This window comes from Pseudoalteromonas rubra, assembly GCF_001482385.1.
GTDB classification, from domain to species: domain Bacteria; phylum Pseudomonadota; class Gammaproteobacteria; order Enterobacterales; family Alteromonadaceae; genus Pseudoalteromonas; species Pseudoalteromonas ardens.
Map to the genome: position 1 here is coordinate 3,816,729 of NZ_CP013611.1, position 20,722 is coordinate 3,837,450.

Annotated in this window: 17 protein-coding genes and 5 tRNA genes; 13 read left to right on the plus strand and 9 right to left on the minus strand. The window is 46.2% G+C overall.

The genetic code is table 11. The annotated features are described in order from the left end of the window. Window positions 1–39: 39 nt before the first annotated feature. Complete coding sequence (locus AT705_RS16655; protein ID WP_010386480.1) at window positions 40–636, minus strand: porin family protein; 597 nt, start codon at window positions 634–636, stop codon at window positions 40–42. Between the two features lie 121 nt (window positions 637–757). Next, a complete protein-coding gene (locus AT705_RS16660; RefSeq protein WP_082669022.1) occupies window positions 758–1,594 on the minus strand; it encodes a LysR substrate-binding domain-containing protein in 837 nt (278 codons plus the stop codon). 104 nt (window positions 1,595–1,698) lie between these two features. Here AT705_RS16660 and AT705_RS16665 point away from each other — a divergent pair, with 104 nt between their 5' ends. Beyond that, window positions 1,699–2,352, plus strand: coding sequence for a glutathione S-transferase family protein (locus tag AT705_RS16665; RefSeq protein WP_058798036.1), 654 nt, complete (start codon window positions 1,699–1,701; stop codon window positions 2,350–2,352). 101 nt (window positions 2,353–2,453) lie between these two features. Then, complete coding sequence (locus tag AT705_RS16670) at window positions 2,454–2,930, plus strand: GNAT family N-acetyltransferase (RefSeq protein WP_058797422.1); 477 nt, start codon at window positions 2,454–2,456, stop codon at window positions 2,928–2,930. An 11-nt stretch (window positions 2,931–2,941) separates the two neighbouring features. On the opposite strand, the gene AT705_RS16675 is transcribed toward AT705_RS16670, so the two are convergent. The 5 genes from AT705_RS16675 to AT705_RS16695 form a co-directional block, all read right to left on the minus strand. Beyond that, window positions 2,942–4,138 carry an iron-containing alcohol dehydrogenase gene (locus AT705_RS16675; protein ID WP_058797423.1) on the minus strand — a complete coding sequence of 399 codons (1,197 nt, stop codon included), beginning with the start codon at window positions 4,136–4,138 and terminating at the stop codon, window positions 2,942–2,944. A 145-nt stretch (window positions 4,139–4,283) separates the two neighbouring features. After that, on the minus strand, window positions 4,284–4,643 hold the full coding sequence (locus AT705_RS16680) for a hypothetical protein (protein ID WP_058797424.1): 360 nt from the start codon (window positions 4,641–4,643) through the stop codon (window positions 4,284–4,286). A gap of 158 nt (window positions 4,644–4,801) precedes the next feature. Then, on the minus strand, window positions 4,802–5,566 hold the full coding sequence (locus tag AT705_RS16685; RefSeq protein ID WP_058797425.1) for a YdcF family protein: 765 nt from the start codon (window positions 5,564–5,566) through the stop codon (window positions 4,802–4,804). An 82-nt stretch (window positions 5,567–5,648) separates the two neighbouring features. Further along, window positions 5,649–6,536 (minus strand): LysR family transcriptional regulator, encoded by an 888-nt coding sequence (locus AT705_RS16690; RefSeq protein WP_040645583.1) that lies wholly within the window; start codon window positions 6,534–6,536, stop codon window positions 5,649–5,651. A gap of 528 nt (window positions 6,537–7,064) precedes the next feature. Then, window positions 7,065–9,458 (minus strand): EAL domain-containing protein, encoded by a 2,394-nt coding sequence (locus AT705_RS16695; RefSeq protein ID WP_208856744.1) that lies wholly within the window; start codon window positions 9,456–9,458, stop codon window positions 7,065–7,067. Window positions 9,459–9,651: 193 nt separating this feature from the next. Here AT705_RS16695 and pyrC point away from each other — a divergent pair, with 193 nt between their 5' ends. Beyond that, complete coding sequence (pyrC, locus tag AT705_RS16700) at window positions 9,652–10,689, plus strand: dihydroorotase (protein ID WP_058797426.1); 1,038 nt, start codon at window positions 9,652–9,654, stop codon at window positions 10,687–10,689. Window positions 10,690–10,859: 170 nt separating this feature from the next. On the opposite strand, the gene AT705_RS16705 is transcribed toward pyrC, so the two are convergent. After that, entirely contained in the window at window positions 10,860–11,690 is an 831-nt protein-coding gene (locus AT705_RS16705) for a substrate-binding periplasmic protein (protein WP_058797427.1), read from the minus strand. A gap of 129 nt (window positions 11,691–11,819) precedes the next feature. Between AT705_RS16705 and AT705_RS16710 the strand changes: the two genes are divergently transcribed. Then, window positions 11,820–12,230 carry an FHA domain-containing protein gene (locus tag AT705_RS16710; RefSeq protein WP_082669023.1) on the plus strand — a complete coding sequence of 137 codons (411 nt, stop codon included), beginning with the start codon at window positions 11,820–11,822 and terminating at the stop codon, window positions 12,228–12,230. Between the two features lie 69 nt (window positions 12,231–12,299). Here the strand turns inward: AT705_RS16710 and folD are convergent, their stop codons facing one another. Beyond that, the gene (gene folD, locus AT705_RS16715; protein ID WP_049864601.1) at window positions 12,300–13,154 is read right to left on the minus strand and encodes a bifunctional methylenetetrahydrofolate dehydrogenase/methenyltetrahydrofolate cyclohydrolase FolD; all 855 of its coding nucleotides are present in this window, start codon (window positions 13,152–13,154) and stop codon (window positions 12,300–12,302) included. Between the two features lie 395 nt (window positions 13,155–13,549). On the opposite strand from folD, the gene AT705_RS16720 reads away from it, so the two are divergent. From AT705_RS16720 to lon, 9 genes are all read left to right on the plus strand, one after another. Next, window positions 13,550–13,626: transfer RNA gene (locus AT705_RS16720), tRNA-Pro, on the plus strand. A 72-nt stretch (window positions 13,627–13,698) separates the two neighbouring features. Continuing rightward, window positions 13,699–13,775 (plus strand) — tRNA-Arg (locus AT705_RS16725). Between the two features lie 22 nt (window positions 13,776–13,797). Beyond that, window positions 13,798–13,873: transfer RNA gene (locus AT705_RS16730), tRNA-His, on the plus strand. A 19-nt stretch (window positions 13,874–13,892) separates the two neighbouring features. After that, window positions 13,893–13,969: transfer RNA gene (locus AT705_RS16735), tRNA-Pro, on the plus strand. Window positions 13,970–13,988: 19 nt separating this feature from the next. Continuing rightward, a tRNA-Pro gene (locus tag AT705_RS16740) sits at window positions 13,989–14,065 on the plus strand. Window positions 14,066–14,397: 332 nt separating this feature from the next. Next, on the plus strand, window positions 14,398–15,705 hold the full coding sequence (gene tig, locus AT705_RS16745; protein ID WP_058797429.1) for a trigger factor: 1,308 nt from the start codon (window positions 14,398–14,400) through the stop codon (window positions 15,703–15,705). A gap of 279 nt (window positions 15,706–15,984) precedes the next feature. Beyond that, a complete protein-coding gene (gene clpP / locus AT705_RS16750) occupies window positions 15,985–16,602 on the plus strand; it encodes an ATP-dependent Clp endopeptidase proteolytic subunit ClpP (RefSeq protein WP_010386465.1) in 618 nt (205 codons plus the stop codon). Between the two features lie 143 nt (window positions 16,603–16,745). Next, the gene (gene clpX, locus AT705_RS16755) at window positions 16,746–18,029 is read left to right on the plus strand and encodes an ATP-dependent protease ATP-binding subunit ClpX (RefSeq protein WP_049864603.1); all 1,284 of its coding nucleotides are present in this window, start codon (window positions 16,746–16,748) and stop codon (window positions 18,027–18,029) included. A 183-nt stretch (window positions 18,030–18,212) separates the two neighbouring features. After that, window positions 18,213–20,576, plus strand: coding sequence for an endopeptidase La (gene lon / locus AT705_RS16760; RefSeq protein WP_058797430.1), 2,364 nt, complete (start codon window positions 18,213–18,215; stop codon window positions 20,574–20,576). The last annotated feature ends 146 nt before the right edge of the window (window positions 20,577–20,722 follow it).

Sequence of the window (20,722 nt, forward strand, 5' to 3'; positions counted from 1 at the left end):
TAAACGCGCAGCCTGTAGCTGCGCGTTTTACTTCTTTATTTAGAAGCGATAGCTGATACCTACACCCAAACTTGAGGTATCTAGGTCGCCCATATCCATATATTGGATAGCCGCATTAACTGACAGACCACTGTCCCAGTCGTATTGCCAGCCGGCCTCTGCTAAAAAGCTGACACCATCTTCTTCGACCATGTTTTTACCTTTGTAGCCAATTTCGTAATCGTAATAGTGTGCACCGACCTTACCGTATAAGTAGTTATTCTCGGTGAGCTGATACTGGCCTTTTACTGCAAGTACAAAGTTGTCATAGTCCAACTCGTTTGCGCCAATTTCAAATAGCGCCTTGTCATTGCGTGTACAGGTAAATTTGTCGTCGTTGTCATCTGTACATTTCCACTCATCCGCTTCCATACCTGTATTGATACCCGCTTCCAGGGCCCAGGTAGAATCATACTGATAGTTATAATATGCATAAACATGCGTAACGCCATCCCCATCCTGATCAGAGCTTTTATAAGAAGCGCTGCCGCCGAATAGTTGTGCACCTACGCGGTGTTGTTCATCATGTTGTGCAGCCTGTGATGCGAACGAGGCTGAAACTGCAAAAACGAGTGTGAGGAGAGATAAAGATTTCATTGCTGTCATTCCGTTTGATTAACTTGCTGACAAGTTTAAGCAGACTCCTTGTGAGAGTCTGTTTGTGGCCTGTCATAAAATGTAAGCGCATGTAGGGTGATTGTGAGCAAAGATTAATGGACTAATCAATAAGTTGGATTGCATCACAGATAGTGCGTAGATCATCTTCTTTCACCGGGTTAGCAGTCGTATTGCTTCTGATCAGCACCACTTCAATGGCTGGGAGTGCAGGAAGGCCTGAGTGTGTAATGACATTAAGATCCTGTGCGCTACTTTTTGCCAATGCGCCTACCGCCAGGTCTGCTTTTACCAACGCGCGTAAAGCCGAAGCGCTGCCACAATTTGCAATGACTTTAAAGGGGCGTTCCTGCTTCATCAGGCCTTCGGTGGCTGCCTGATGAAAGCGGCAATCTCGCTGAAATATGGCCAGTGGCATTGGGACTTGGGAGCTTGGTGTCCCTACCCAGACACCTTGATCATGATAGAGGAGTAACCCTTCTTCAGAACCCGGGCTGCGCGTAATGATGCCTAAATCCAATTCGCCCTGATCCAGCGCATCTTTTATTCGATTGCTGGACATACAGTGAATATCCAGTTCCAGGTTTGCCCAGTGTTGATGTAGCTGGTTAACGAGTGCAGGTAAAATAGTCTCAGCGTAGTCGTCAGGACACCCAAGCCTGAGCTGAGTTATGTGTTCGCTGCTGCGCATGGAGGCCAGGGTATCATCGTGTAAACGCACTAACCGTCTGGCATAGCGCATCAAAGTGTGCCCATCCTGAGTCAGGTGTAGTTTACGACCAGACTTTTTAAATAAGGGTTTCCCTACGTCCTGCTGGAGTTTTTTCATCTGCATACTGATTGCTGACTGAGTTCGGTGCAGCTGGCTGGCCGCACGGGTAAAACTGCCGTTTTCGACACAGGCGATAAAGCTACGAAGAGATTCTATGTCCATATCCATAAGAGATATTGATGTTTGATATCAGAATTATCCGCTGGTTTAAGATTAATATGCAACCTAAAGTAGAGCAGCTAACAAATATATGTAATGACTTGAGGACGACAATGAAACTCTATATCGGAAACAAAAACTACTCCACCTGGTCACTAAGAGCTTGGTTAATAATTGAAAGGCATCAACTAAATTTCGAGGAGGTGGCGCTTAAGTTAGAGACTGAGGGATTCTACAAAGCGCTGTCCGGACTTAGCCCGACACAGAAAGTACCAGTATTGGTTGATGGTGAATTGGTTGTCTGGGAGTCACTGGCGATTTGTGAATACATCAATGAAGCTTATCTTTCAGGAGAAGTCTGGCCTGATAGCCCTAAGCTGCGCGCCAGGGCACGAGCGCTGAGTTCAGAAATGCACAGCGGTTTTTTGGCACTCAGAGCGGAAATGCCAATGAATATTAGAGCACAAAGACAAGTACAATTATCGGCAGCGGCGCAAAAAGACATCGAGCGGATCGGTCAAATTTGGCAGACGCAGTTAAGCGAATTTGAAGGGCACGGTGGTTGGTTATTTGGCAGCTGGAGTATTGCTGATGCCATGTTTGCACCTGTCGTGATGCGCTTCATCACCTATGGCGTTGATCTCGGGCCGCAAGTCAAAGCTTATATGGACAAAGTAGCGGCATGTCCTGCGATGCAAAAGTGGTGTGCCGAAGCGCTGCTTGAACAGGATGTTGTCCCTAGTGATGAAGCAGGCGTGCCACGTTAATAACTCAACCTGAGTTCCATATGCCGGAGTGTGCTGCACATTGCATCCTTAATTTCGTAATATACTCACCGTTGTATACTAGTTAATAACGGAGGTGCCGCATGCTTATTCCGGTTGACACTCATAGCCAGCCTGTTTATCTGAACTTAGCCCAGGCTTATGAGGCTGAGTTTTCAGTACTCACACATAAAAGCCCCGACGCGGATGGCTTGTTCGCACTAGATACTGTTTTGGAAGGAAATGTCATAGGTTATCTATGGTATGACAATGAAACGCCGGTCGGTCTGGCGGCAATCGCACAGCATCAGAAAGACGAATTTGAGGTGTGTGAGTTTTATATTGTGCCGCGATATCGTAAAGCAGGACAAGGTGCTCAATTTGCTCACACACTCTGGGCTAAACAGCCGGGTCTGTGGACAATTAAACAAATCGTTGGTGCTGAGTACGCAACCCAGTTTTGGCGCCGCGCAATTGCGTCTGCCGGGGTAGAGGGCATGCAAGAAGACACGTATCAAGATCCATACTGGGGTAAAGTGACGCGTCAGCGGTTTCGCAATGATACTAACCTGATAAGCTAATTAATCGCAGATCAGGCGCGGACCTGGCTCAGTATATGCTGACAATCCGGGAGCGCCATAAAGTGCGGTACCGGGTAATCCGGGTGTGCTTCGTCGAGTGCCATTCTTGCCAGTGATTGAATGTCGTCTTTGCGTACTTCATTAAGTTGAGTCTGAATATTCAGTTGTGCAAGTAAGTGGGTGATATGCGTGATGAGGTCCTGCGCCTGTTGCGCTTCGGGGTAGTCCAGAGAAGTCAGACTACAGTGGCAAGCAATCTTTGCCAGCTGAGGGTGTACTCTGCTGCCATACCAATGCAGCACAGGTAACAACAAAACGGCATTTGCAAGGCCGTGTGGGGTGCCGTATCTGGCGGTAAGCTGATGTGAAATGGCATGAATATAGCCCACGGAAGTTCGGGTAAATGCTTGTCCGGCCAGAAATGAGGCATATAACAGCTTTTCTCTCGCATTCAAATCCTGACCATCCTGATAGGCTGTCGGTAAATGGGCAAATATGAGTGCACATGCCTCAAGTGCTTTGCTATTGGTGTGCTTAGTGGCATTGATACTTAACAAGGCTTCAATGGCGTGTGTCAGTGCGTCTATCGCTGTGGTGGCGGTGATCCCGGCGGGTAAGCTTTTGGTCAGTTGGCTGAGTAACACCGCACGTTGAGGTACCAGGCAAAAATCGGCTGCGGCGAGTTTTTTATTATGTTTATCGTCGTTAAATACCGCTGCAACTGTGGTTTCTGAACCAGTGCCAGCAGTCGTTGGTATTGCGATGTTGGGTGGCAGGGTTTTAAGTACCTTAAACAGCCCAGAGAAAGCATCGACTGGGCGATTTGGTCTGACAACACGGGCACCGATTAATTTCGCGGCATCCAGTACAGATCCGCCTCCAACACTAATGATTGCCTCACAGCGGTGTTGTTTATAAGTCTGATATCCTTGTTCAATATTCTCTATCGTGGGATTGGCCTGGACCTGATCGTATATAACAGGGCACAAGTTGCGAGTGTGCAGGGCATTGAGTACAGGTTTAATGACCTCTAACTCGTTCAGTACAGTGTCTGTGACGACCATAACCTGCGCCTTACTGGGTAAAGATAAGTCAGCAATGGCATCATCTAGTCCCTGTGTACCTTGATATAGCTTAGGTGCTGGAATACCGAAAAATCTGACGATCGACTTCAGTAAAAAATGATAGCAGCGGTATAGAAGGTACATTGCTTACTTTGCTCAAGTGATGTTTTATTGCACAAAAGCATAGCCGAGGTTATTAGGAAATAGCAAAGTTTTAGTGATAGGTAACTGAATTGTCGAAACTTTAGAAGGTAATGAGCCAGCGAGCGCTGGCCCACACAAAAGGTAATTACACAATGCCACGTGGCAGGCGGCAGTCGTGATCCTTTTCAGCCAGCTCAATGATCCAAGCTTCTTCTGCGGTATAGCCATCATCATTGGCTTTAACAACCGTGAACGGTGCCGCTTTTTTAACAGCAGGCGCAGTGGCCTTCGTTGTCGCTTTTTTCGTTGGCGCAGCTTGTTCTGTTGCGGCTGTTCCTGAAGTTAGCTCTTCGGTCAAAGCTGCTACATCTGCCAGACGCATATTTTTACCACCGTCAATGCTGTACCAGCCAGGCTTAGTGGTGATCTCAGGCTTCGTGCCGTTTGCGGCTTCATATGCGGCTTCAAATGCACTTAAAACTTCAGTTTTATCTAGTTTACTCATCGTAAATCCCAGTCGTGTTATACGCGGATACGCAGGTTAAGATTAAACGATATTTATACCTATTTTTGAGGTATTTTTCAATTTTTTGCGCTTTTAAGCTCTGATTCATCGCAAATCAGTATGTGATTAGGTGTAATGTGTCCGACTTTTGGACTAGTTCATATCGACTGAGGGTCAATCATACGGCGCAACGCAATCCACTGCTGCCCCAACACTTCATGCGCATAGGTGGTGACGGCTTGCAGTACGGATGCACTTGCAATATAGCGTTTATAGCCAGGTGTATTCGTGAAACCATAAAATTGCACCGGTGCCGCAATGGTATCAATGCCCTGGGCTGCGAATAAATCCTGTGCCCGTGTCATATGGCTGGCGGATGTGACTAATGCTACTTTACTATCAACCAGTTTGCTTGCAAGTAACAAAGCCTCGTCTGCCGTGTCTCTGGCCCTTGGATTTTGCATTATTTTGTTTGCAGGCGTACCTAAAGCGATTGCGGTGTTAGCCATCAGGCGGCTGCTGGTCGTTTTGCCGTGACCTGCGCCTGATACAATCAGATAGGCTTTCGGATAGTGATGACTGAGTCTCAGGCCTTCTGTGAGGCGAGATAAGGCACAACCGGATAGCTGTAAATTGGCTGTCAGCCTGTCATTCGGGTTAAGGCCACACCCAAGTACCAGGATATAATCGACATCCTGATGTTGATGAATGGGAAAAGGGTGCAATTTTGCTTCCATGGGGCTTATCAGTTTGTCTGCAACAAAAGGGGTGCTGAAAGCCCAGAGGCTTATCATAAGCACCCAGCTGAGCAAATAGGATTTACGATGTGTTTTTGCAATAAACAGTAAAGCAAGCGCAAGTAATAGCAGCGTCAGTGGTAAAGGCATCAATAATGAGCCAATGACCTTTTTCACTTCAAACATAAAATTATCCGTTTATGTAGTTTGCGCTTAGTTTACTCCTATTGCTGTACAATTGCGTAGTGTAAATCCGCTCGATTGCGGATTAACGACTTACAGATTGCTTGCAGGTGTTCAGGAAGTGTCTGTATACCGGGTTATCCTTCATGTTCTTTTTCATTGCTAAGTACATAGGGCGGTTCAACCCAAGCGCACCTAAAGGAATTGATTTGATCAGACCCTGACTCTCGTAGGGTGTAACCAGCCAATCTGGCAGGGCCGCAACACCCATACCGGCACTGACCAGCTGAAATATCAATAACCCTTGATCCACGGTTTTTAACGTGCCGTCAAAGCGGGCGTTTTGGATGAAGTGTTTGAAAATATCCTGTCGCTCTTTGGGAATAGGGTAAGAAATAATGGTTTCGTCTTTCAGATCAAGGGCAGTGACATAAGCTTTTTTAGCAAGCTCATGATCTGGGGCCACAATAAGCTTAAGTTTGAAATCGAAGATATGGGCATACTCAACTTGATCGGGTTCACGAATATCTGAAGTCAGAACCAGATCAAGCTCATCGCTGAGCAGCTCTGGAATTGCGTCATAACTAAAGCCGCGCTCGTAATCGACTTTTATGTCAGGCCAGAAATTATTAAACTCTTTAATCGTTGGCAGTAACCAGTGGAAACAAGCATGGCATTCGACACTGAGGCGAAGTTGTGAGATCGGTTGATTCAGGCTTTCTTTGAGGCGACATTTGGTCGCTTCCACTTTGGGGAGTACGTCATTTGCCAGTTCCAGCAATAACATCCCCTGAGGCGTAAATCGCACAGGTTGTGTCTTACGTTCAAATAACTGGCAATCCAATTTGTTTTCCAGGTCTTTGATCTGGTGAGAAAGTGCTGACTGAGTGAGGAATAACTCACGCGCTGTATTGACCAGTGATCCGGTTTCTTTCAGGGTCGCTATGGTTTTTAAGTGCTTTATATCTATCATCATCAACAAATCTCATTCTAAACGTGAGTAAAACTCAGATTACACCCATATTACGCTGTGAACCCTAGCTATTCAACGTCTAGACGTCTACAAATCCAGCAGCGATTGACTTAATATTTACAAAATTACTATAGCATTATTTTTGACAGCGTTGTCATTCTTTATTTGACTTTTTTTTAAAAAAATACAATTTAATTTTACTCATGTTAGCTTCGAGAGGCGCTTGGTGGGAAAATAATCACTCACCCGTGATCTTTGCGTCATCTGATGGAGTTGCAGGGGCTGTTCTGAGGCTTGGTGAATATCTAAGGTGGTGCGCTTTAATGCCCATGGTAGTCATACATTTTTTGTGTCGTTAGTGCAAAGAAAGCTGGTTTTTGTGTCTGAGGTATAGGGTACCGGCTCTTAATCTGAGTGATGATGTTACAAACCTGGAGGAGACGACATAAAGGCTACGGTGATTGGGTAGTTGGCATAAGCTACCCAGCGTTGATCTTATCGACATACTGTCGCCAGTTTCTCTATGCCTTATGTAGGGATATTTTTTGTGGCGAATTTGACCTGCTCCGATTGTAAAAAGGCCAGAGCCTGGTCTGCCTGAAGGGGATGAGAAATCAAAAAGCCTTGCCCGTACTGACAGGCTTTACCACTGAGTGTCTGAAATTGTTTAGGTGTTTCGATCCCTTCGGCGACGACTTCCAGGTCCAGAGACTTTGCCAGCGATAAAATGGCATCAACCAGGGGGTTGTCCTGATCTGTGAGTTGTTGAATGAAGCTCTTGTCAATTTTAAGAACATGAATAGGCAGCTGATGCAAGTAACCCAGCGCAGAGTATCCGGTACCAAAGTCATCAAGGTAAAGCTTCACCCCAAATGGAGACAGACCATGGATAACTTTTGTTGCCAGGTTGAGGTTTTCAATCAAGCCTGATTCGGTGATTTCGAGACTGAGTGCCCCCTGGTGCAGGCCGTAGGCGCGATATAAATTGGCAATCTGATCCACAAATTCCAGGCTGGCGAAATGACGTGATGAGACATTCACTGTCAGGCTGATGTCGCTGATCCCGATACTCTGCCACTGTGCTACCTGTTTTGCTGCTAATTCGAGTAAGTGCAAATCGAGCTCAATGATCTGGCCGGTTTGTTCTGCAATAGGAATAAAGTTATCAGGCGTGACCAGACCGTTTTTTGGGTGGTGCCAGCGTACCAGGGATTCAAAACTGACAACCCTGGGCCGGGCCAGTGTGAATATGGGCTGGTAATACAGTTCAAATTCACCATTTTCAATGCCATTTTGCAGATCGTTTTCAATGTCAGCCTGCTGCTTCAACTTCTTACGCATCTCATTATTGAAGTATCGGATCTGACTGCGTCCTGCCGATTTCGCTTCATACATGGCTGCATCGGCTTGTTGTAGCAGCGCGATGGCGCTGTCCGAATCACTGGAGGTGAATGCCACACCAATACTGCTGGAGGCTTGCAGCAGGTGACCATCAATTTGGATGGGTTTAGCAATGGCGTTTGTGATCCGCTCCAGCGCTAATTCAACCTGTTGTTTGTCGCCTATATTCTCCATGAAAATAGCGAACTCATCACCGCCCAGGCGCGCAAAGGTGTCCGTTTTTCGAATACAGGTCTGGATAAGGTTAACAATGGCTACGAGAAAGTGGTCGCCGACATCGTGTCCCAGTGCATCGTTAATGCTTTTGAATCTGTCTAAATCAAGGTACAGAAGGCAATGCTGATGTGCCGGTTTACTTCGTCCCAGAGATAAAATGGCATGTTTTATCCGTTCCAGCATTAAATAGCGGTTTGCCAAGCCGGTTAGATCATCATGCAATGCCCGGTGTTCCAGGGCGTGGCGGGCAAGGCGTCTGTCTATGGCCATACTGAGCTGACGACTAATATAAGTCAAAATGGCTTTATGGTGGCGGCTAAATGCCCGATCGTTGTCATAGCTTTGTAGCACAACGACACCCTGGTATTGGTCATTTACCACAAAGGGGACACCAAGCCAGGAGCGTGGAGAGCGGCCAACCATTTTAAAATTTTGTTTTTTAATGTGGCTCAGAAACTGCTGGTGGTCGCACAGTAAAGACTGCTGTTGTTTGATGATGTAGTAAGAGGCGGTGTGTTTTATCTGCTCTTTAGACACTCTCTGATGTGCGCTGCATTTGACACCGGCTTCTATCAGGTAATCAATCTCGAGCACATCCTGCTGGGTATCGTAGAGTCCGATAAAGCAGTTCTCGGCAGGGAGTTGTGAACAGATGATGCTGTACAGCTCATCATAAAAGGCTTCAAGGTTACGGGATTGATAAGTGATGTTGGCGATTTTTAGCAGACACTTTTCCAGCTGTTGTGCTTCATGTAACTGCGTCACTGTGGCGGTCAGATGGTCTAGTGTTCTGACCTGATGAATTTTAGCACTGAGCAAATGTGCTACGGTTGACAGGATCTGCAAATGTGCCTGGGTAAAGTAGTCCGCTTCAGGGTGCTCACAGTCGATAACACCCAGCAGGGTGTTTTCATACACTAAGGGGACACATAATTCAGAGAGCGCTGGTCGGGTGTCGGCAATATACATAGGCTCCAGCGCAACGTTACCCGAAAGGAAGGGTTGCTTAGTTCTCGCAACACGACCTGTAATCCCGGCGGCAACGGGGATCCTTTGCTGGCTGACCTGGTGACTGATGTCCTTATGTGCAACGCCCATACTGGCGACGACATCGAGATATTCGCCAACAGGATCAGTGAGGTAAATCACACAATCTACAAATCCGAGGCGGCTGACCACCTGGCTGGTAACATAGTCAAAGAGTTCATCGAGGTGGGTTATCTGAAGCAGCGACGATGAAAACTGGTTAATGATGCTTAACTGTTCGGTTTTTGATTCTAGTTTTGTTTCTGACAGTATTGGCATGGCGCGGGCCTGATTACTTAATCTTCGACTATGTTAACGCTCTTAAATCATGCGTTACAGTCAATGTTGCAATTTAATTGCTATTTACTGTAAACCTGATGACACTTTTACGACACGGACTATTAGGCGTAAAAACTTTACTAACCTGCTGGCTCAGCCTATGATCGGGCAAATTCAGTAGTGGGAAAGAGCAATGACAAGTAAACAGACCTTAACAATCACTCGTCCGGACGACTGGCATGTGCATCTTCGTGATGGCGCTGTACTCGTTGACACTGTGCGCGATATCAGTCGTTATATGGGTCGGGCAATCATCATGCCAAATTTGGTACCACCTGCAACTTGTACACAGAGTGCATTGGCTTATCGGGAGCGTATTTTGGCTGCCCAGCCAAGCGGGCAGTTCGAGCCTTTGATGGTTTTATATTTGACTGATAACACCAGTGCTGAAGAGATCCGAGCGGCGAAAGCCAGTGGTCATATTGTCGCTGCAAAATTATACCCGGCTGGCGCAACAACCAATTCAGATTCGGGTGTAACCGACATTGAGAATATCTACCATATTCTGGAAGTCATGCAGGAAGTTGGTATGTTGTTGCTGGTACACGGTGAAGTCACGGATTCTTCGATCGATATTTTCGACCGCGAAAAAGTGTTTATTGAAACCAAGCTTAAAAAAGTGGTTGATGCATTTCCTAAGCTCAAAATTGTACTGGAGCACATCACGACACAAGATGCAGTTGAGTTTGTTGAGTCAGCGCCAGAGAATGTTGCGGCGACGATTACGGCGCATCACCTGCTGTACAACCGCAACCATATGCTGGCAGGTGGCATTCGCCCACATTATTACTGTTTGCCTATTTTAAAGCGTAATACTCATCAACAGGCGTTACTGCGCGCAGCAACTAGTGGCAGTAAAAAGTTCTTCCTGGGTACTGACTCAGCACCTCATGCGAAGGATAAGAAAGAAGCCGCGTGTGGATGCGCAGGGGCTTACACGGCACATGCCGCAATTGAGCTTTACGCCGAAGCATTTGAAGAAGCGGGTGCGCTGGATAAACTTGAGGGCTTTGCCAGTCACTTCGGTCCAGATTTTTACGGGTTACCTCGTAATACAGACACCATTACTTTAGAAAAAAACAGCTGGCTGGTGCCGGACTCTTATCCACTGGGTGATACTCAGGTTGTACCAATTAAAGCTGGTGCCAGTATCGACTGGCAGGTAGTTTAAGACACATTTATGAGGGCAGCCTGGCTGCCCTTCCTTTTGCGTTATCACTTCTTACCGAACGAAAAGCTGTCACATTGGTACTCGCCGCAATACGTGGGCACCTATTTCCAGATAATTAGAACGGGCTCGCACAGTGCGTGACTGGCGTCAAAAAAGTTGAGATTGCATACTCATGGCGGCGGACTTTTCTGTAGTACGGTGCTTAATGCCTTATCCATTTTCTCGATGAAGTCAGATTTAAACGGATATTGGCCTTCATACCCTTTGAGGTATCCGATATGGGCACTGCGACTGAGGACTACACGGTCTTCGACAAATGACTGTGCGTTTATGCCTGGCAGCTGATCTTGTAGCTCACTGATACCTATCAAAGTTGAGAGTCTGTCATTGATGTAGCAGTCGACTCTCTTTTTATAAAGTTTGATGATATTCGCTCGGGTATTTTTGTTTTCCCAGACAATAACCCGTCCGGTTTTTCGTGCTTCTTTGAGTGCATCATCAAGGATGAGAAAGCCAGCGTTCAATCCGATATTTATTGGCGCCTGTTGGTCATCACGCTGGGTGACGTTTTGTAACGTGATACCTGGATTACAAAATGCAACAACCTCTTCTTGTTTCAGAGCAACGGAATAAGGCCAAATAAAGGGTCGGGTGTCACGATGGATATAAGGTGGCATCAGTGCGAATGCTTCTCCATTTGCGAGCGCGGAAACGCCTCTTTTCCAGGGAATAGGGCGAAGCTCCACAAGGTAATCTTCTTTGATCAGTTTCGCAGCTTCTCGGATCAGTGTTGGGTATATGCCAACTAATTTACCTTCCTGAACATAAGAATAAGGCGGGTAGCTGTCGTCAGCTAATATTGTGACGTTTATCGGGGTGGCTGCACGCACTATAAAACACGCAAACAAGCCCAAAACACAAGCCAACTGCTTCACTCGGTGGTAACCAGAACCGCTGTTTTCTTGTTTTCTGCACTGTCTTGTACTAACTACTCCTGACACTGCTGTATTTCCTGTAGGAAGTCCTAGTCTAAATGTAGATAAGATCTATTCAGATGTCAGCAGTAGATCTGACGGCATACCCGCTTTGGAGAAAAAGAAAGCTGTGTAAGGTCGCGTAATGTCATCATTATGACTCAAGGATTACAATCTCATGCTCAGAAGTCGAGTATTTCTTCTTCCCGAGATACGCACTGTAGCAGAATTCGACGTCAGGACACTCAGATAGGCACAGGCATGGCACATCTTTTATTAGCGCAAACCAATGATCACATTCTTCTTAATCCAAATCACCGTTTTGGTCGAGCAGAGGGAGAGGTAGATACCCAGGTGTTAGGAATAGAAATCTCACGCCATCATGCCGTTATTGTCTGGACGGGGGAGCAATGGGTACTTCATGATACCAGCAAAAATGGGGTGTTTGTAAATCAAAATAGAATAGTGCCAGAAATGGATTGGGTGTTGAGTATAGGCGATGTGATCACTTTTTCAGAGCTCCACCCTCATAGCTTTATCGTGAGCTCTTTGGCCCCGCCAGAGTAAAGTCCTTTGCGGTTGGTATTCTAAAAAGAGGGATTAAGCAGGTGTGCTGAACACCTGCTTAGAACACGATTAGCTATGATAATTTTCACATGCTTCGAGTGTGTTCTCGATGAGACTTGCGACGGTCATAGGTCCAACACCGCCTGGTACTGGTGTAATGAAGCTAGCCCGTTGTGCGGCAACGTCATATTGTACATCACCTACCAGTTTGCCAGATTCTAGCCGGTTAATGCCCACATCTATGACCATTGCGCCTTCTTTGATCCAGTCGCCAGGGATGAACTCAGGTTTGCCCACAGCAACGACCAGCAGATCGGCGCGGCGTACATGCGCCTCAAGGTCCTGGGTAAATTTATGACAAACGGTTGTGGTACAGCCTGCCAGTAGCAACTCTAGTGACATTGGCCGACCAACGATATTGGATGCACCCACAACAACAGCATGCATGCCTTTGTACCTGACACCGGTTGAGTCAAGCAATGTAATTATCCCTTTTGGTGTACATGGGCGCAATGCTGGCATACGTTGCGCTAGTCGTCCGACATTATAGGGGTGGAAACCATCAACATCTTTATGTGGGTGGATTCGTTCCAGTACTTTCTCTGCATCTAGTCCGTCTGGCAATGGCAACTGGACCAGGATACCGTCAACGTTTGGATCCTGATTGAGCGTGTCCACCAACTCCAGTAATTGCTCTTCACTTGTGTCTGCGGGTAGATCATATGACTTAGATACGAAGCCTACTTCTTCACACGCTTTGCGCTTTGAGCCTACGTACACCTGGCTGGCGGGGTCCTGGCCAACCAGAACAACTGCTAGTCCTGGTGCTCTGAGGCCCTGATTGATCCGCGCTGCAACGCGGTTGGCTACGGTATTGCGAACTTGTTTCGCAATGACTTTACCGTCGATGATGTTTGCCGTCATGACTGACCTTTAAATTTAAGGGTTAATTACTTGAACGATTATAGAGTGTATTAAAGGGGGTACTCTATTTTTTAGAGGTTCACTGAGTCATCTGTATCAGCGCGAGGGCTTGCTCAGAACTGAGTACCGAAAAACTTAGGAAGCCGACTACTATTTTCGCAAAAAACCCCTAAATAGCCAAGCTGGATCCGACACTGGGCAACGTTATTATCTCGGTTAGAAGTAAAATTGCTGAAAAACCAGTCGTCTTGTTATATAAATTAAACGTTTTGAAGTAAAAATAGTCAGTTGGCATGATTTTGAAAAAAAATGTTTGACCTCATCCGGGCAAATCACTATTATGCACCCCGTTGTCAACGAGGGGCTCGCAAGAGAAACTCTGAAAATAACACAGTCGGCGATTAGCGCAGCTTGGTAGCGCACTTGGTTTGGGTCCAAGGGGTCGCAGGTTCAAATCCTGCATCGCCGACCACTTTCTTTCCTACTTGGAAGAAAGTAAATCAACGAAAGTTGGTGGTATGCACGAAGAAGCATTCTTTGCGCCGCGCCCGTAGCTCAGTTGGATAGAGCAACGGCCTTCTAAGCCGTCGGTCGAAGGTTCGAATCCTTCCGGGTGCGCCATTTTAAAATCCACATTGTAGTGGCGGCTGTAGCTCAGTTGGTAGAGCCCCGGATTGTGATTCCGGTTGTCGCGAGTTCAAGCCTCGTCAGTCGCCCCATCTACAAAACCTATATGTTCGGCGATTAGCGCAGCTTGGTAGCGCACTTGGTTTGGGTCCAAGGGGTCGCAGGTTCAAATCCTGCATCGCCGACCACTTTCAAAATTTATGCATTCGGCGATTAGCGCAGCTTGGTAGCGCACTTGGTTTGGGTCCAAGGGGTCGCAGGTTCAAATCCTGCATCGCCGACCATCTCTTCTTTTCTTAATTTTCCTAATTCCATTTTATATCTCTAAATTTTGTCCTTAGCTACATCAATTATTTGCCGTGATTGCTCGACTCTCCCGTTTTATAGGTTATAATGCCGCGTCTATTATTTAACATAGCGCCCTGTCTGGGCAGGCAGCAAGTCAGACAGAGATCAGCACTGGTTTTTAAACACCAAATGTTAGGATGTTTTAACGGTGATCTGCTTAATCGATATTGAGCAAATATGATGGTCTGCTGTCATCTGATCGGATAAAAAGTCGACTTGTTTGTAAGGAAGGCGCGTAGTCGCCAAAAATGAAAATTGAGGTTATATCATGCAAGTTTCTGTTGAGACGACTCAAGGTCTTGAGCGCCGTCTGACTATCACAGTTCCAGCTGAGAACGTTGAGACTGAAGTAAAAAAACGCTTACAACAACTGGCTAAAACACAGCGTATCGACGGCTTCCGTCCGGGTAAAGTACCAGTTTCTGTTATCAAAAAGCGCTACGGTGCTGCTGTGATGCAAGAAGTTGCTGGTGAGTTGATGCAACGCAACTACATCGAGGCAATTGTATCTGAAAAGATCAATCCTGCTGGTGCGCCTAGTTTTGCTCCTAAGTCACTGGAAGTTGGTAAGGACCTTGAGTTTGATGCGACTTTTGAAGTTTACCCAGAAGTTGAACTGAAAGATCTTGAAAAGATTTCAGTAGAGAAGCCAGTCGTTGACGTAACAGAAGATGATCTGGCAAACATGCTGGAAACTCTGCGCAAGCAACACGCGAGCTGGACTGAAAGCGATGCAGTTGCGGGTGAGAAAGACCGTGTAACAATCGACTTCTTGGGTACAGTAGAAGGTGAAGAGTTCGAAGGTGGTAAAGCAGAAGACTTCCCACTAGAGCTTGGTCAAGGTCGCATGATCCCTGGTTTCGAAGATGGCATCATCGGCAAGAAAGCAGGCGAGGAAGTGGTTGCAGACGTAACTTTCCCTGAAGAATATCACGCTGAAAACCTGAAAGGTAAAGCAGCGCAGTTCAAGATCTCAGTGAAGAAAGTTGAAGTTCAGGAACTACCTGAGCTAACTGACGAGTTCGCAACTAAATTCGGTGTTGCTGAAGGCGGCGTTGACGCACTGAAAGAAGAAGTGAAGAAAAACATGACGCGTGAACTTGGTCAGGCTGTGAAAGCTCAGATCAAAGATCAAGCGATTAAAGGTCTACTAGAGACAAACGAAGTAGAAGTGCCAAAAGCACTTATCGACCAAGAAATCGATGCACTTCGTCAGCAAGCAGCACAACGTTTTGGCGGCGACGCGAAGAACATGCCTGAGCTTCCAGCTGAGCTGTTCCACGAGCAAGCTGTAACACGCGTTAAAACTGGCCTTCTGTTAGGTGAAGTGATCAAAGCGAACGAGATCACCGTAGATGATGCAAAAGTTGAAGAGTTAATCGAAACGGTTGCTTCTGCTTACGAAGATCCAAGCGAAGTGGTTGCATACTACAAAGGCAACGATCAGTTGATGCAACAAATGCGCAATGTTGCAATGGAAGAGCAAGCTGTAGATGCGATTCTGGCAGCTGCTGAGGTTGCTGATGTTGAGAAGTCTTTTGACGACATCATGAACCCACAACAGGCTGCTCAGTAAGCACTTTTGATCTCGTCAAAGACGAAATCATTGACTTACTGTTAAGCTAACGTTTAAATGGCTCGTATTGCTCTGTGTTTTGCAGTGCTGCGAGCCATTTTTGTTTTATTTGCTCAAAGCAACACGGTTGTGCGTATACTTTTGTTTATCAGCATCTTTTGTATAAACTTACGTCTATAAACTTCTTGTCACTTGAGTAAACAAATCGTGCTTGTCCTTTGAATGAGACAGGCGGCCAGGTTTTGCAGTGCACTTCCCTGCTTATAAGGAATCTATAAAATGAATGACGGTATGTTTGATCCTCTAAACGCATTAGTCCCTATGGTTGTTGAGCAAACAGCGAAAGGTGAGCGTTCTTATGACATCTATTCTCGTTTGCTTAAAGAGCGGATCATCTTCCTGACCGGTCAGGTTGAGGACCATATGGCAAACCTGATCGTTGCTCAGCTGCTGTTCTTGGAATCAGAAAGCCCTGAAAAAGACATTTATCTATACATCAACTCACCTGGTGGTTCGGTGACCGCGGGTATGTCTATTTACGACACGATGAACTTCATCAAACCAGATGTCAGCACTGTGTGTGTTGGTCAGGCAGCCAGTATGGGCGCCTTTTTACTGTCTGGTGGTGCTAAAGGTAAACGTTACTGCCTGCCAAACTCTCGCGTTATGATCCATCAACCTTTGGGTGGTTTTCAGGGGCAGGCGTCGGACTTTGAGATCCATGCAAAAGAAATTCTGACGATTAAAGAAAAACTGAATCGTCTGATGGCTGAACATACAGGCCAACCTTATGATGTGATCGCAAACGACACTGATCGCGACAACTTTATGAATGCCGAACAAGCCGTGGACTACGGTTTGGTTGATGCTGTTCATAGCAGCAGAAATATCAAGTAATCTATATTGGGCTGGCGTGTTTCTGATCACTGTTAGATAAATGCATCTGGCCCGGCTATACCAAAGGCAAAATTCTTTGGTATAGTTAAAACATGTATTGTGTTATCGAAGTAGATAACTGACCAAATTTAAGAGGTAGCTGAATGTCAGACACTCCTACAGACGGCGACAAGAATAGTAAGCTCTTATACTGCTCATTTTGTGGTAAGAGCCAACATGAAGTACGCAAGTTGATCGCTGGACCGTCAGTGTACATTTGTGATGAATGCGTCGAACTGTGTAACGACATCATTAGAGAAGAAATCAAGGATATAGCGCCGCAACATGATTCGTCTGATAAATTGCCGGTACCAAGAGAAATCCGCAATCACCTTGATGACTATGTGATTGGCCAGGAGCACGCGAAAAAAGTGCTCTCAGTTGCTGTTTATAACCATTACAAGCGACTGAAAAATCAAGGCTTAAAAGGCGATGTTGAGCTTGGTAAGAGTAATATACTGCTAATCGGTCCAACAGGTAGTGGTAAAACACTGCTTGCAGAAACACTGGCACGCTTACTGGATGTGCCTTTTACTATGGCGGATGCAACTACATTAACTGAAGCCGGTTATGTGGGCGAGGATGTCGAGAATATTATCCAGAAGCTTTTACAGAAGTGTGACTACGATGTAGAAAAAGCACAGCGTGGTATCGTTTACATCGATGAGATCGACAAAATTTCGCGTAAGTCGGATAACCCATCCATCACGCGTGACGTGTCTGGTGAAGGCGTTCAACAGGCGCTACTGAAACTCATCGAAGGCACGGTAGCTTCGGTGCCGCCACAAGGCGGACGTAAGCATCCTCAGCAAGAATTTTTACAAGTAGACACATCGAAAATCTTGTTTATTTGTGGTGGTGCCTTTGCCGGTCTGGACAAAGTCATCGAGCAGCGCAGCCATACTAATACGGGTATTGGTTTTGGTGCTCAGGTGAAATTATCTGACAGCGAAAGATCTTTAAGTGAAACATTCAAAGATGTTGAGCCAGAAGATCTGGTCAAATACGGTCTAATCCCTGAGTTTATCGGTCGATTACCTGTAGTTGCGACTTTAGCTGAACTCGATGAAGATGCGCTCATTCAAATTCTCAATGAACCTAAAAACGCATTGACCAAGCAATACGGTGCGTTGTTCAAAATGGAAGGAGTTGAACTTGAGTTCCGAGAAGATGCACTTAAGGCTATCGCGCACAAGGCAATGGAGAGAAAAACAGGTGCCCGTGGACTGCGCTCTATTGTTGAGGGCGTGTTGCTGGATACCATGTACGACCTGCCTTCGATAGAAGATGTAAGTAAAGTTGTGGTAGATGAAACCGTCATTAAAGGTGAATCTGACCCAATTTTAATCTACGAAAATAACAGTCAGGATAAAGCTGCGTCGGAGTGACGACCAGGTTTTATCGCAAAAAGGAGCCTCAGGCTCCTTTTTTTGTCTACAGTTTAGTTGTACCAGCAATCAACAAACTCAAACTAGAAATTGATATGGATTGGTATATAGGTTGAACTTTTTGAAGGCAATCCCCATATACTTCCCTAATCCTTGAAACTAATGAAGTGCGAAGAGAATATAATGACGCTTGAGAGAATGGATCGAGTCGAGATACCCGTATTGGCACTGCGTGATGTGGTCGTATACCCTCATATGGTGATCCCGCTGTTTGTAGGCAGAGAAAAATCAATAAAATGCCTCGAAGCAGCGATGGAAAATGACAAGCAAATTTTTTTGGTGGCGCAAAAAGAAGCGTCAATTGATGACCCCGACACGGATGACATTTATCAGGTCGGTACTGTCGCCACTGTGCTGCAATTACTGAAGCTCCCTGATGGTACTGTTAAAGTACTGGTTGAAGGTACCCAACGAGCCAAAATCGAACGATTTTTGGTGACTGATGAATACTTCCTGGCCGAAGCGCAGTTTATTGCCTCTGAGAACATTGAAGGTCCTGAGCAGGATATCTTTATCCGCAGTGCCATCAGCCAGTTTGAAGGGTATGTAAAGCTTAATAAGAAGATCCCGCCAGAAGTACTGACTTCCGTTTCCGGCATCGATGAAACCGCACGTCTTGCGGACACAATGGCAGCGCATATGCCAATTAAAGTACCAGAGAAACAAAAGGTACTTGAGTTGTACAACGTCACCGACCGGTTAGAATATCTGATGGCCCTGATGGAAGGTGAGATTGACCTGCTTCAGGTTGAGAAAAAGATCCGTTCGCGGGTCAAAAAACAGATGGAAAAGTCTCAGCGCGAGTACTATCTCAATGAACAAATGAAAGCCATTCAGAAAGAGCTGGGTGAGCTGGATGATGTGCCTGATGAATTTGAAGCGCTGAAAAAGCGTATCTCAGAAGCACAGATGCCTAAAGAGGCGGAAGAAAAGGCAACCTCTGAGCTTAATAAACTGAAGATGATGTCACCTATGTCGGCCGAGGCGACGGTGGTGCGCTCTTATATCGATACGCTGATTGGCGTCCCCTGGAAAAAGCGCTCTAAAGTTAAGAAAGATTTGGCTAATGCCCAAAAGATCCTGGATGCTGACCACTATGGTCTGGAAAAAGTTAAAGAGCGCATTATCGAGTATTTGGCAGTTCAGCAACGAACAAACAAGCTGAAAGGACCTATTTTGTGTCTTGTGGGACCGCCTGGGGTTGGTAAAACCAGTTTAGGGCAATCTATCGCACGCTCAACAGGGCGTAAATATGTGCGTATGGCGCTGGGCGGCGTACGTGATGAAGCCGAGATACGCGGCCACAGACGTACTTATATCGGCTCAATGCCGGGTAAGCTGATCCAGAGTATGACCAAAGTGGGTGTAAAGAACCCGTTGTTCCTGCTAGACGAAATCGACAAAATGTCTTCGGATATGCGCGGTGATCCGGCTTCAGCTTTATTAGAAGTGCTCGATCCGGAGCAAAACAGCAGTTTTGCTGACCACTATTTGGAAGTTGAGTATGACTTATCGGATGTGATGTTTGTTGCTACGTCCAATAGCTTCAATATTCCGGGTCCACTGCTTGACCGTATGGAAGTGATCCGCTTGTCGGGTTATACAGAAGACGAAAAGCTCAACATCTCTAAGCAGCATTTGATCCCGAAGCAAATCAAGCGTAACGGATTGAAGGAGCACGAGATTGAGATAGAAGACAGTGCCATCATTGATACAATTCGCTACTACACGCGAGAAGCGGGTGTTCGTAACCTTGAGCGTGAACTGTCAAAATTGTGTCGCAAAGCCGTTAAGAGCATTTTGCTGAGCAAGTCAAAAGACAAAGTCGTGATCAATGCAGAAAATCTGGAAAGCTATCTGGGTGTGCAGCGTTTTGATTATGGTAAGGCTGAAGATGGCGACCGCGTTGGTTTGGTTACAGGATTGGCCTGGACTGAAGTGGGTGGCGATTTGCTGACCATCGAATGTGCGGCAGTGCCAGGTAAGGGCAAGCTGGCGTATACTGGCTCTTTGGGTGATGTAATGCAGGAGTCGATCCAGGCGGCGATGACCGTGGTACGCAATCGTGCTGAAAAGCTGCGGATCAATGGTGATTTCTACGAAAAGCGTGATATTCACGTACATGTTCCTGAGGGGGCAACGCCGAAAGATGGCCCAAGTGCAGGTATTGCTATGGTAACGGCGTTAGTTTCAAGCTTAACGGGTAATCCGGTGCGCAGTGATGTTGCAATGACAGGTGAAATCACTTTACGTGGCGAAGTACTACCAATTGGTGGACTTAAAGAGAAGTTGCTTGCAGCTCACCGTGGTGGCATCAAAACGGTAGTCATTCCGAAGAAGAATGAGCGTGACCTTAAAGAGATCCCGCAGAATGTCTTGGAAGGCCTTGAAATCCATCCTGTGAGCTGGATTGACGATGTTTTATCTCTGGCACTCGCTCATCCAGTAGACAGTTTTACGGTTGAGTCGCAAAAGTCGGTTGGCTAAAGCAGAAAAAGTACATAAAAGTGCGTAAAAAGGGTTTTCAAATCTACATGGTATGCTAACTTAAGCACTGTATTAGCCTGGTGGCCCACAACCCCCGTGGTTACTAGGCTTTGAGACATTAGATGAAATAGAGAATCGTCAGATTT